A 12,938-nucleotide genomic window follows, 5' to 3' on the forward strand; every position below is an offset into this window, starting at 1 on the left:
ACGATTTTTTGCAAATCCGATAGAATAACTAATAATTTATAATATGGAAAACTTGAACATAGCGCTCCTGCTAATGATAGTAGGTATGGCAACGGTCTTTGCCATCCTGCTGATTGTAATCTACTTGGGAAAGGGACTTATCGCCCTTGTGAATAAATATGCACCCGAAGAGGCCGCTCCTGCCAAACAGGCGGCAAATGCTCCTGCGGCTGTTCCCGGCAATATCATGGCGGCTATCAGTGCGGCGGTTACGGTAGTGACGCAAGGCAAGGGTAAAGTTGCGAAAGTGGAGAAAATCTGAAATAACTAATCTTATATAAACACACACAGGAATAATTTGGTATGAAAAAAGAAATTAAGTTCAGCTTGGTATTCAGGGATATGTGGCAAAGTGCCGGAAAATATGTGCCCCGTGTAGACCAGCTGGTAAAGGTAGCGCCTGCCATTGTCGAGATGGGATGTTTCGCTCGTGTAGAAACGAATGGCGGCGGTTTTGAACAGGTAAATCTATTGTTTGGCGAGAACCCCAATAAAGCTGTGCGCGAGTGGACGAAGCCGTTCCACGAAGCCGGTATACAGACACATATGTTGGACCGTGCACTGAACGGCCTGCGCATGAGCCCCGTGCCTGCCGATGTGCGCAAGCTGTTTTATAAAGTGAAGAAGGCGCAGGGTACGGACATCACACGTACTTTCTGCGGACTGAACGATATACGTAACATCGCTCCTTCCATCACTTATGCGCACGAGGCGGGAATGATTTCGCAGTGTTCGCTCTGTATCACCCATTCGCCTATCCATACTGTGGAATATTATACGGATATGGCATTGAAGCTTATCAAGCTGGGTGCAGATGAAATCTGTATCAAGGATATGGCAGGTATCGGCCGTCCGGTATCTTTGGGCAAGATTGTGGCAAACATCAAGGCTGCTCATCCGGACATTCCCATCCAGTATCACAGCCATGCAGGACCCGGTTTCAACATGGCAAGCATCCTTGAGGTTTGTGAGGCCGGCTGCGACTATATCGACGTGGGTATGGAGCCGCTTTCATGGGGTACGGGACATGCCGACCTGCTCAGCGTGCAGGCCATGCTGAAAGATGCAGGTTTCAAGGTTCCCGAAATCAATATGGAAGCGTACATGAAAGTACGTGCACTTATACAGGAGTTTATGGATGATTTCCTCGGTCTGTACATCAGCCCGAAGAACCGCCTGATGAATTCGTTGCTGATTGGTCCGGGACTTCCGGGCGGCATGATGGGAAGTCTGATGGCGGACCTGGAATCCAATCTGGAATCTATCAACAAGTACAAGGCCAAACGCAACCTGCCGTTTATGAAGCAGGACGAACTGCTTATCAAACTCTTCAACGAAGTGGCATACGTATGGCCGCGCGTGGGTTATCCACCGTTGGTGACTCCGTTCAGCCAGTACGTCAAGAACCTTTCCATGATGAACGTCATGGCCATGGAGAAAGGAAAAGAGCGTTGGGGCATGATAGCCGACGATATTTGGGACATGCTGTTGGGCAAGGCAGGCAAGCTGCCGGGCGAACTCGCTCCCGAACTCGTTGAAAAGGCGGAACGCGAAGGACGTAAGTTCTTCAACGGCAATCCGCAGGACAACTATCCCGATGCACTCGACAAGTACCGCAAGCTGATGAAGGAAAACAAGTGGGAACTTGGCGAAGATGATGAAGAACTCTTTGAATACGCCATGCACCCGGCACAGTACGAGGCTTACAAGAGCGGCAAGGCGAAAGAGGATTTCCTTGCCGATGTAGAGAAACGCCGTGCCGAACGCGACAAATCCCCTCTGGACGACGCCAAACCCAAGACGCTCACCGTGCAGGTGGACGGACAGGCTTATCGCGTGACGGTGGCTTACGGCGACATCGACCTGCCGGCTTCCGCCACCGACAAGATTACCGCTCCCGCCGGTGAAGGGCAGGAAGTGGCTGCTCCGCTCGAAGGCAAGTTCTTCCTGACCAAGAATGCACAGGAAACTCCCCTCAAGGTAGGAGATAAAGTGAAGGAGGGCGACCTGCTTTGTTACATCGAGGCCATGAAAACCTATAATGCCATCCGTGCCGACTTCAGCGGAACGGTGACCGCTATCTGCGTCAATCCGGGTGATTCTGTTTCTGAAGATGATGTATTAATGAAGATTGGATGATGGAAGATATATTTGCGAAACTCTATGATATGACGGCGTTCAGCAATATCATTGCCGATCCGTCGTTCCTTATAATGTATGCCATTGCCTTTATTTTGCTGTATCTGGGCATCAGGAAGCACTACGAACCGCTGTTGCTGGTTCCCATTGCTTTCGGTGTGCTCATTGCCAATTTCCCCGGTGGCGACATGGGGGTTATCCAGGCAGATGAAAACGGCATGGTAATGGTGAACGGAGTGTTGAAGAACATCTGGGAAATGCCGTTGCACGAGATTGCACACGACCTCGGACTGATGAACTTCATCTACTATATGCTGATAAAGACCGGATTTCTGCCGCCTGTCATCTTTATGGGTGTGGGCGCGCTGACGGACTTCGGACCGATGCTCCGCAATCTGCGTCTTTCCATATTCGGTGCGGCTGCGCAGCTCGGTATCTTTACTGTACTGTTGTGTGCCGTAATGATGGGCTTCACGCCGCAGGAAGCCGGTGCATTGGGTATTATCGGCGGTGCGGACGGTCCTACGGCTATCTTCACCACTATCAAGCTCGCTCCGCATCTGCTGGGCCCTATTGCCATTGCGGCTTATTCGTACATGGCGCTGGTTCCGGTTATCATTCCATTGGTTGTGAAACTGCTCTGCAGCAAGAAGGAACTGATGATTAACATGAAGGAGCAGGAAAAGCTCTATCCGTCAAAGACCGAGATAAAGAATCTGCGTGTACTGAAGATTATTTTCCCGATTGCCGTTACTACCATTGTAGCTCTCTTCGTGCCGACGGCAGTGCCTTTGATTGGTATGCTGATGTTCGGTAACCTGATTAAGGAAATCGGTTCCGATACCAGCCGTCTGTTCGACGCGGCAGCCAACAGCATTATGAATGCGGCAACCATCTTCCTCGGACTGAGTGTGGGCGCTACCATGACGAGCGAGGCATTCCTCAACTGGACCACTATCGGCATCGTTGTCGGCGGCTTCCTTGCATTTGCCTTGTCCATTTCGGGTGGTATCTTCTTTGTGAAACTGTTCAATCTGTTCTCCAAGAAGAAGATTAATCCGCTGATTGGTGCGACGGGATTGAGCGCCGTGCCTATGGCAAGCCGCGTATGCAATGAAATCGCTACCAAGTACGACCCTAAGAACCACGTACTGAATTACTGTATGTCTAGTAATATTTCCGGCGTCATCGGTTCTGCGGTGGCGGCGGGCGTATTGATTTCGTTCCTCGGATAAGAAAGTTGAGATATAAAAAGGGAATGCGTCAAAACACAAATAATGAGTGTTTTGACGCATTCCCTTTTTATTTCCACCTTTATTCACTGATAGCTTTCCTGTATTCAGCCACTGCCATCTTTGCGGCAAGGTGCGCATTGATAAGGTTGGTCTGGGCCTGTGTCCACGAAAGCTGTGCGGATAGCACATCGACCATGCTTGCCTTGCCTTCATTGTAGGAGAACGTAACCAGGTCGAGATTCTCTTCGGCAAGCGCCATATTCTCCCGGGCTGTCTTTACCTGCTGTTCCGTTTCCGTCAGTTTGGTGGTAGCGGCGGACAGCTCTTCTAAAATAGTATCTGCCACATAGCTTTGCTGTAATTTCTGAATACCTATATATGCCTTTTGCTGGCGGTTGGTCTTGAAGCGTGCACCCCATCGGAAAATGGGGATGTTGAGATTGATTCCCGCAATGGGCGTATGGGGCACGTCTTGTCCCATATAGGCGATACCGGTGTCCCAACCGGTTGCCAGGAACATACTGAGTTGGGGATTATACTGGCTGAGGGCTGCCTTGCGTTGCGCTTCGCTCCTGGCGATACTGACATGGGTTCCGGCATAGTCCGCACGGCGGGACAATACTTCGTCAAGACTCAGTAAATCGACGGGCGGACAGTGCATGCCGATTTCACAAAGACTGTCTACCGCGGCATCCGGTTTCACTCCCATCAGGATATTGAGTTGCTGCAAGGCAAGGGTATAGTTCTGGCGGGCTTTGATATACTGCAATTCGGCCTCTTTTTTACGGGTGGAAATCATCAGTAAATCCGTACGGCTGATAGCTCCGTCATTAAACCTGTCTTGAATGATGTTGTACTGTTGGCTGACAATCCCTTCAAAACGGGCGGCGGCTTTGAGTGTTGCCAATGCGGCCGAGGCATTCCAGTAAACCGCATCGCTCTGATAGTGTATCTGGTCGAGGGTCAGCTCTGTGGCAAGTTTGTCCAGCTCTTCATCGGCTTTGGCAATTTTTTTCCGGGCCATGAGCGAACCGCCTGTGTAAAGAGGCTGTCCCAGTGTTGCCAATGCCTGATAGGTGTAAGGACGGTACTGTCCCGCCGGACTGTTCCAGGCATCCAGATGGCTCAGATTGGCAGTTCCTTCGGCAGTAATGTCTATTTTGGGCAGGAAGCCAGTCTGTGCTATCTTGCGGGCTTCGGTGCTTGCCGTAGCTTTCAGGCGTTGCTGTTTCAGCAGTTGGCTGTATGCTTCCACTTTGTCCCGATAAGCCTCGCGGCTGAGATAGCTTTCTTGTGCTGCGGCACTTATACCGAAGCTGATTACTGACAATATAAATATAATCTTTCTCATCATTCAAATCGTAAATAGTCAAATCATTAAATCGTAAATCGTAAATAGTCGAGTCGCAATCCCTCTATCCTTTTATCCGGTGTATCGCACAGTAAGCCACGGGCAATACAAACAGGGTGAGTATCGAAGCTACCAGCAGGCCGCCCATGATAGTGGCCGCCATACCGCCGAACATGGCGTCGAACAGTAACGGCAGCATACCCAGGATGGTTGTGCCCGATGCCATGGCTACGGGAACAATGCGGGTGGTCGTTGCGCTGATAACCGCTTCACGCGGTGCTTTTCCGGCGGCCGTTTCCGTATCAATCTGGTCTACGAGGACAATGGCGTTCTTGATGTTCATTCCAATCAGTCCCAACAGGCCCAGAATGGCGAAAAAGTCAAATGTCTTGCCCAACAGCAACAGTCCCAATACGATGCCGATAAAGATAAGCGGAAGCATCAGCAAGATGACGATGGGTTTGCGGTAGGTCTTGAACAGGAACAGCAGGGTGACGAACATCAGGAAAAACGTCAGCGGCATGTTGGCTGCCAGTGCGGCATTGGATTCGGCCTGGCTTTCCTGTTCGCCGAAGTATTTCATGGCATATCCTTCGGGAACATCGATTTCTTTCTGCACCTGCTCCCACACACGGTTAAAGGCGGCAATGGCATTTACGCCCCGGCGGGGGTCGGCTTGCGCCATCATAACCATCTGGCGGTTGTAGTCCTTCACGTTGGAGAACTTGTACTGGTAGTCGAACTTACTGACCACTTGCTCCAGCGTGGTGGTTTCGCGCGTAGTTCCGAATACGGGCAGCGTGCGCAGGTCGTTAATGCGGAACGCGCCGATTGTGTTGTCTTTCAGTAGGATAGGAAGCACTTGGTCGCCCTGTCGGTATTCGCCCAGCGTCATTCCGTTTGTCCCTATTTGTATGCTCTGCGCCATGCTTTGGCGGGATACGCCTAACGGTTGCGCACGCTCCTGGCTGTATACGGGTTTCCAGATAGGAATCTTGTTACCCCAGGAGTTGCGCACATTGATAAGGTCTTTGTCGCGGTGCATTATCTCTAAAACCCGGTTGGTCAGCGCCACCAGCGTATCTGTGCTATTGCCGATAAAGCCTATCTCGATGGCGGCGTCTACGGCAGGCGAGAGTTTGAAGAGCGTGGTTCGGGTGATGGCATTGGGGTAGTTCTCCTTCATATAGCTGTCCAGCTTCTCTTCATATTCTTTGGTGTATTTGCTGTCTGTCACTTCTACCAGCAGGTTGGCGAAGTTGGGTTTTGGACCTACGGAAGTGGATGCCAGATAGTAGCGCAGCGGGGTGCTGCCGAAGGTGACGGAAACCCGTTTCACTTCCGGCTGTGCCAGCAGGTGGGCTTCCACTTTCTTCATTTCCTTCTCTACATCGCGGATGCCGTATCCGTCGGGATAGAATACATCGGCGCGGAAATAAGGTTTGTCCAGTGAAGGGAAGAAGTTTTGAGGCATCAGTCCCATGATGACGAGGGAGAGGATGAACAATACGACCATGCTTCCCAATGTGAGCGTTTTCTTGCGTATCAGCAGGCTGAGGATGGATGCGAATTTATGGTAGAAAGGCTTGTCGTAAGGGTCTTTGTCGCTGTTGCCGGTTTGGGCTTTCAGTATGAAATTGCCGAAGGTGGTGGTTTGCGTCAATGCAAGTACCCAGCTCAGCCCCAGTGATATAGCCAGTACGATAAATAGCGGCTTTACAATTTCGGCAACGGAAGACGGTGCAAGATAAAGCGGCAGGAATGAGCAGACGGCTATGAAGGTTGCTCCCAGCAATCCCCATTGCGGACCGGTGGCACCGTCTATCAGCGCTTTCCGTCTGTTCACGCCGCGGGCTATGGCAATCTGTGCATTGTCGGTTACCACAATGGCGTTATCCACCAGCATTCCCATGGCGATGATAAAGCCTGCCAGCGAGGTACGGTTCAGTCCCACTCCCAGGAACGACATGATGAGCAGTGTGCCGCCAATGGAAAATATCAGTGAAGAGCCGATGAGTACGCCGGCGCGCATCCCCATTACCAGCATGATGATGACGATTACAATCAGAATGGATTCTATCAGGTTGATAATAAATCCGTTGTTCGCTTCTTTGGCAATGACGTTTTCGGGGTAAAGGCTTTCCAGTTCCAACCCTACGGGGATGAGAGGCAAGAGTTCGGCGAGCTTCTTGTCTACCAGCTCACCGGTTTTTACCACATCCTTCTGCGGGTCGGTGGAGACGCCGATGCCGATGGCCCGTTTTCCGTTTACGTGCATGATGGTGCCGGGCGGGTCCATGTATCCCTTTTCAACGACGGCTATATCGCCCAGTTTGACTTGTCCGCCGGGGGTGGTGATTGTCTGGTTGCGGATGTCGTTGACGGTGGTATAAGTACCGTTGGCCACAATGCGCAACTGCTGTTCGCCTGCACCGATTTCACCCGTATTGATAATCTGGTTCTGCGATTGCAGCAAGCCTGCCAGTTGTTTGGGGTCGATGCCCATCCCCGCCAGTTTGTTTACGGAGATAAAGATATTGATTACTTCCGTCTGTGTGCCGAACAGGGCTACTTTCATAACCCCTTCGGCAGTGATAACCTGCGTCTTGATACGCTCCGCCCAGTTGCGCATTTCTTCGTAAGAGAAGCCGTCGTCGCCGACCAGTCCGTAATAAATGCCGAATACATCGCCGAAGTCGTCCGATACCGTCGGTACGGAAGCTCCTGCCGGAAGTTGGGGCTGTATGTTGAGAACCTTCCGGCGCAGTTCGTCCCACTTCTGCGGGATAGATGCTGCGGAAAGCGACGGCTGTAGCTCGAACGTAATTTTGGAAAGTCCGTACATGGATTCCGATTTAATCTTGTACACTCCGCTCATGCTCTGTATTTCGCGGGAGATGGGTTCGGTAATGAGCCGTTCCACTTCGGCAGGCTCGGCTCCGGGATAGCGTATCATGATGACCGCTGTCTTGATGACAAAGGGTGCATCTTCTTTCTTCCCCAAACGGCCGAATGAGAATATGCCGCCGATGAGCAGCACGGCAAGGAAGAAATAGATAATCTTTGTATTATCTAATGAATATTTGGCTAAGTTCATATATAAAAGGTGATAGGATGATAAAGTTATGAAGTGATAGAGGGAAAGCGGTTATTCCACCTCTTTTACCCTCTGTCCCTCTACCAGTTGGTACACTCCGGCAATGACAACGGTTTCATCCGGTTTCAGTCCTTTGGAGATTAGAAGATTGGCTTCACCGGTCGGCGAATACACGGTTACTTCGCGGCGGCTTACCCTGTTGTCTTTCACCACCCATACGTAGGTATTCTTGTTTTCGCTGTCACCGAATACGGCGCTCAGCGGTACATTCATCAGTTTTTCTTCTATAAAGGGAGCGATGTCCGAAGCGAGGCGGATGTTGCAGGTAAATCCGGGTTTCACATCGTATACGGCACGGTCGAAGGCGGGGTCGTCGATGGTGATGGTAACCGGAATACCCGTGCCGTCGGTCGATATGTCAAGATACTCTTCCAGTCTGGCATTGAATATATTGCCTTTGTACGTATCGAACTCCACCTTGAATGTGGCGTCCTTGGCACGAAGCAGGTACAGGTAATCATCGGGTACAGTAAATTTTATGCGCAGTTTCTGCGTATTTACCAGCCGCACAATCCCTTCTCCCGAATTGACGCGCTGATAGTTCTCTACCAGGCGCTTTTCGATAGAGCCGTCGAAGGGCGCGAGCAGTTTCGTATCGCGCATATTGTTGGTGGACAGCTCGTAGGCCGATTTGGCTTTCTGGTAATTGGCTACGCTTATTTCATACTCCTGCAGGGAGATGGCTTGGCGGCCCAGCAGCCGTTTGTTGCGCTCCACCTGGGCGGCAGCGGTTTCATAGGCAGCCTTGTCGGCGGCATATTGCAGGGAAATATCCCGCGGGTCGATGGCGGCAATCAGTTGCCCTTTCCTGACCCTTTGTCCTTCCACTACCGGAAGGTCGATGATTTGTCCGCTGACACGAAATGCCAGTTTCACATATTCCACCGCTTCCACCATGCCGGAGAAGTCTTTGAGTATTACCGACTGTGAACTTACGGTGGCAGTTTTCACAGGTCGCACGAGGGGAATATCTTCCCCTTTCTTTTGCCCGCAGGACGTGACGATAAGTGTCACCGTCAGGGCGAACAGATACATTTTCTTCATTTGTTTTTGATTAAGACAAGTCTTTGCGGTTGACAGTCAAATCCAACCCTTGTTTTAATTCATAAACGTTTTGATATACCTGTATGTTCAATTGTTTTCCTGCGGTCAGGCTGATTTTTATTTCTTTGCCTATCTGTATATGCAGCGTATTGCCCAAGTAATTCACTTTGAACGAATAGCCGCTCCATTTCGCCGGTATGACCGGTTCAATCTTAAGCGTGCCGCCCTGTATCTGCAATCCTGCAAATCCGCGTACAACAGCCAGCCAACTGCCCGGCATACTGGTTATATGCAGCCCCTGGTCTCCTTCATTGTTGTAGTCGTCCAGGTCGAGGCGGGTAGCGTGTAAGAATAGTTGGTATGCCTTTTCCACTTTCCCGATGCGTGCGGCAAGAATAGAGTGGATGTGCGGGGAGAGGGAAGACTCGTGCACGGTCATCGGTTCGTAAAATTCGAAGTTGCGGCGGATGGTCTCCCGGTCGAAGTTGAAATAATAGAGGTACAGGCCGAGCAGGATATCACTCTGCTTGATGTAGCACGAACGCAGGATACGGTCCCACGACCAATACTGGTTGATGGGGCGTTCGCCGGCGGGAATGGCGTCGGTGCTTTGCAGAACCTTGTCCATATAGCCGTCGTTTTGGATGAAGATACCGCGTTCCGGATCTTCCGGCAGGTACATCCGTTCGATAATGTCCCGCCAGCGTTCACTCTCTTCCGTATAATTCAGGTTGGTGATGCTGCATATGCGGGCATATTCATCGGGATATTGCCGGGCAATGATTTCAAGGAAACTGAGAGTGGTTTCGAGGCAACGCATGCAGGAGTAGTTGGTATACCAGTTATTGTTTACGTTGTTTTCGTATTCATCGGGTCCGGTAACTCCCAGAATGACGTATTTCTGCTTGGGTTGCGAGAAAGACACCCGTTGGCTCCAGAAGCGGCTGACGGCTATCATTACTTCCAATCCGTAATGGGCGATGTAGTCCAGCGTACCCGTAAGCGTGGCATGTTGCAGAATGGCATAGACAATCATATTGTTCCGGTGAACCTCTTCAAAAGTAATCTCCCATTCGCTGTGGCACTCTTCTCCGTTGCTGGTGACCTGCGGGAAGAGGGCGGCTCCATGGTCGAATCCCAACTTACGGGCATTCTCAATGGCTTTGGGCAGTTGCTTATAGCGGTATATCAGCAGGTTTTCGGCAATCTTCTTCGGGGTGGAAAGCAGGAAGAAAGGTACGCAGCACAATTCGGTATTCCAGTAAGTATTTCCGCCGTACTTCTCGCCGGTGAAACCTTTGGGGCCGATATTCAGGCGGGGGTCGTCTCCCCGGTATGTCTGGTAGAGCTGGAAGATGTTGTAGCGTATGCCTTGCTGGGCTTCCGGGTCGCCTTCGATACTGACATCGGTTTCGTCCCATATCTCCTGCCAGGCATTCCGGTGCTCCTGTTCCAGAGCATCCCAACCTGTACTTTGGGCGTTGCGGGCTTCTGCTACGGAGGCTTCTATCAAATCCTGCCGTTCATAATAAAGGGACGATGCTATGGCAATGTATTTGACGAGCGTCACGGTATCTCCCGGCTTTACTTCAGTGCCTACGCTGAATCCGGCCTGTTTTTCTTTTTCTATCCGTATCGGGTTGGCAAAAGTCTCTTTATTGTTCTTGAAGAACCGGTAGGTCATGGCATAGCATATTTGCGCATCCTCCCGCCTGGTCTGTGTCCACAGATAGGCACAGTCGCTGGTGGTGCCGGAGCGCAGGATATTCCATATCTTTTCATCCGGATGCCTGACCGGGTTCGCGGTGTCTCCGTCAAGGATAGGCACAAGTGAAACCTTGCCTGTATAGTTGACGGACGTAACGCTGTACTTTATAAGGCAGAGATTGGGGTGAGCCATATTGGCGATATGTTCCACGTGCAGGCGGAGTTTGTTTCCCCGCGAAGAGGTTACTTCCGCGTCCCGATAAGAAATACCCGCTTTCATGTCGAGGCGTCTGTTGAAACTGTCCACATCCCATTGTGCCAGGTCTAGTTCCTCGTCGATGAGGCGCAGGCTGATACTGCTCCAGTCCGGAGCATTGGGGATGCGTGTGTAGAATTGCGGAAAACCGTTCTTCCACCAGCCTACACGCGTTTTGTCCAGAAAGGTGATACCTGCCACGAATGCGCCGCGATAGCTGTCGCTGCTGTATGGTTCTTCAAAATGTCCCCGTTGTCCGAAACGGCCGTTTCCAAGACTGAATATGCTTTCCGACCACCGCATGCGGTCGGCTTGAAAACTATCTTCTATAATATTCCATTCATCGGTTTTAAGGTATTTCTTCATGGCGCTCTTTTTCTGTGTTATCGGTGTAAAGATAGACAAATAAACGGATAAACAAATAGGATGCGGAAAAAAGAAGAATGTGCCAAAACTAAAATTCGTTTGCTATTTATTTATTTTTAGGCACGGATTACGCGGATTTCACGGAAAAGAGATAAAATAAATCCGTGTCAATCCGCGTAATCCGTGCCTAAAAGAAATCATCAAGTGTATTTTACACCCTCTTACCGGTGAGGAAGCATATATTCATCGGTGAGGATAGGGGCTGTTTACGCCCTTTCTCCTTTGGTCTCTTTTATCAAATATACGCAGGCAGCTCCGATTATAAGCATCACACCCGCCGTTACCAGCATGTTTATTTCAGGGGGAAGCATCCCTTCCGGCGTAAACAGTGCCAGAATACTTCCGCCTAACGCCGCTGCTACGATTTGCGGAATACAGATGGTTCCGTTAAACAGTCCGAGATACGTACCCATGTGTCCGCCGGACAAGGCGTTGGTCAGGATGGTGAAAGGCAGTGCCAGCATGGCGGCCCATGCGCAGCCTATCAGCAGGAAAGATACGAACAGCACATACGGGCTGTGTACGAAATAGGTGGATATAAATCCGATACCGCCCAGCACGAGGCTCAGCGCGTAAATGAAGCGGCGGTCTTTGAACATGGGAATGCAGATTGCCCAAAGTACGGAACCGATAGCCTGTACGGCAAACAGTACGCCTACCCAGTTGGCAGCTTCCTGATATTGCAGGCTCTTGGTGTCGAGAACTATTTTTGTGATTCCGTTTACCGTATTTTCAACGGTGGGAGCGTCAAATACATTTGCGGCGATGCTTCCGTTGGTGTATGTCCACATGAACATAAAGGCGAACCAGCAGAAGAACTGCACCAGCCCTACCGTCCAAAAGGCTTTCGGCGCTTTTACCAGCAGCTTCAGCATATTGATTTTCTCATGTTCCTGCTCTTCCGTGATACCGTGATATTGGGCATACTCTGCGGGCGGCATTTCCTTGACTTTGACCGTTGTATAAATAACGCAGAATATCAGAATGGCGGCCCCGATATAGAACGAGTAGATTACGGAATCGGGAATAACCCCTTGGGGTGCCGTATTGCTGATACCCACCCACGCAAATATGAACGGGAACAGATAGCCCACCAGGCTGCCGGCATTGCATAAGAAACTCTGGATGGAATAGGCAAGTCCTTTCTGTTTCTCGTTCACCATGTCGCCTACCATCATCTTGAACGGCTGCATTGCCATATTAATGGAAGTATCCAGAAACATCAGCGATACCAGACCGAAAATCATGGCCGTGCTCACCGCCATACCGAAACTGCCGGCATTGGGCAGCAGGCACATGACGAGTACCGCAACCAGCGAGCCGATGAACAGATAGGGAATGCGACGTCCGAACCGTGTCCATGTCCTGTCGCTGGCAGCTCCTACGATGGGCTGCACGATGATACCTGCCAGCGGCGGTAATATCCAGAAATAGCTCAAACTGTGCGGGTCGGCTCCTAAAGTAGAGAATATACGGCTGATGTTCGCGCTTTGCAAGGCATACGCAATCTGTACGCCGAAGAAACCGAAGCTGATATTCCATAGTTTCCAGAAACTTAAATCGGGTTTTACTTTCATTGCTCTC

General features: G+C 50.8%; 8 protein-coding genes. 3 read left to right on the top strand and 5 right to left on the bottom strand.

All coding sequences use genetic code 11. The annotated features are described in order from the left end of the window. Positions 1–43: 43 nt before the first annotated feature. From NQ565_RS07330 to NQ565_RS07340, 3 genes are read left to right on the top strand one after another with little or no spacing between them, the layout of a single operon-like run. Entirely contained in the window at positions 44–301 is a 258-nt protein-coding gene (locus tag NQ565_RS07330) for an OadG family protein (protein WP_005654614.1), read from the top strand. A 41-nt stretch (positions 302–342) separates the two neighbouring features. Continuing rightward, positions 343–2,178 carry a biotin/lipoyl-containing protein gene (locus NQ565_RS07335; RefSeq protein ID WP_005654617.1) on the top strand — a complete coding sequence of 612 codons (1,836 nt, stop codon included), beginning with the start codon at positions 343–345 and terminating at the stop codon, positions 2,176–2,178. Further along, the gene (locus tag NQ565_RS07340) at positions 2,178–3,413 is read left to right on the top strand and encodes a sodium ion-translocating decarboxylase subunit beta (RefSeq protein ID WP_016661442.1); all 1,236 of its coding nucleotides are present in this window, start codon (positions 2,178–2,180) and stop codon (positions 3,411–3,413) included. Before NQ565_RS07335 ends, NQ565_RS07340 begins: the two co-directional genes overlap by 1 nt. Before the next feature lie 79 nt (positions 3,414–3,492). Here the strand turns inward: NQ565_RS07340 and NQ565_RS07345 are convergent, their stop codons facing one another. The 5 genes from NQ565_RS07345 to NQ565_RS07365 form a co-directional block, all read right to left on the bottom strand. Further along, a complete protein-coding gene (locus NQ565_RS07345; protein WP_005654622.1) occupies positions 3,493–4,767 on the bottom strand; it encodes a TolC family protein in 1,275 nt (424 codons plus the stop codon). A 61-nt stretch (positions 4,768–4,828) separates the two neighbouring features. Continuing rightward, positions 4,829–7,861, bottom strand: a complete 3,033-nt coding sequence (locus NQ565_RS07350) for an efflux RND transporter permease subunit (protein WP_005654625.1) — start codon at positions 7,859–7,861, stop codon at positions 4,829–4,831. A gap of 51 nt (positions 7,862–7,912) precedes the next feature. Then, entirely contained in the window at positions 7,913–8,965 is a 1,053-nt protein-coding gene (locus NQ565_RS07355; RefSeq protein ID WP_005654627.1) for an efflux RND transporter periplasmic adaptor subunit, read from the bottom strand. Between the two features lie 10 nt (positions 8,966–8,975). Continuing rightward, positions 8,976–11,294, bottom strand: a complete 2,319-nt coding sequence (locus NQ565_RS07360) for a family 65 glycosyl hydrolase domain-containing protein (protein ID WP_005654629.1) — start codon at positions 11,292–11,294, stop codon at positions 8,976–8,978. Positions 11,295–11,560: 266 nt separating this feature from the next. After that, on the bottom strand, positions 11,561–12,931 hold the full coding sequence (locus NQ565_RS07365; RefSeq protein WP_005654631.1) for an SLC45 family MFS transporter: 1,371 nt from the start codon (positions 12,929–12,931) through the stop codon (positions 11,561–11,563). Positions 12,932–12,938 lie beyond the last annotated feature (7 nt).

Source organism: Bacteroides stercoris ATCC 43183 (genome assembly GCF_025147325.1).
Taxonomy (GTDB): Bacteria; Bacteroidota; Bacteroidia; order Bacteroidales; family Bacteroidaceae; genus Bacteroides; species Bacteroides stercoris.

Excerpts from the sequence above, each read along its gene's own strand:
- NQ565_RS07345 (WP_005654622.1), bottom strand. The coding sequence starts at position 4,767 with ATGATGAGAAAGATTATATTTATATTGTCAGTAATCAGCTTCGGTATA.
- NQ565_RS07350 (WP_005654625.1), bottom strand. The coding sequence starts at position 7,861 with ATGAACTTAGCCAAATATTCATTAGATAATACAAAGATTATCTATTTC.
- NQ565_RS07340 (WP_016661442.1), top strand. The coding sequence starts at position 2,178 with ATGGAAGATATATTTGCGAAACTCTATGATATGACGGCGTTCAGCAAT.
- NQ565_RS07335 (WP_005654617.1), top strand. The coding sequence starts at position 343 with ATGAAAAAAGAAATTAAGTTCAGCTTGGTATTCAGGGATATGTGGCAA.
- NQ565_RS07365 (WP_005654631.1), bottom strand. The coding sequence starts at position 12,931 with ATGAAAGTAAAACCCGATTTAAGTTTCTGGAAACTATGGAATATCAGC.
- NQ565_RS07360 (WP_005654629.1), bottom strand. The coding sequence starts at position 11,294 with ATGAAGAAATACCTTAAAACCGATGAATGGAATATTATAGAAGATAGT.
- NQ565_RS07330 (WP_005654614.1), top strand. The coding sequence starts at position 44 with ATGGAAAACTTGAACATAGCGCTCCTGCTAATGATAGTAGGTATGGCA.
- NQ565_RS07355 (WP_005654627.1), bottom strand. The coding sequence starts at position 8,965 with ATGAAGAAAATGTATCTGTTCGCCCTGACGGTGACACTTATCGTCACG.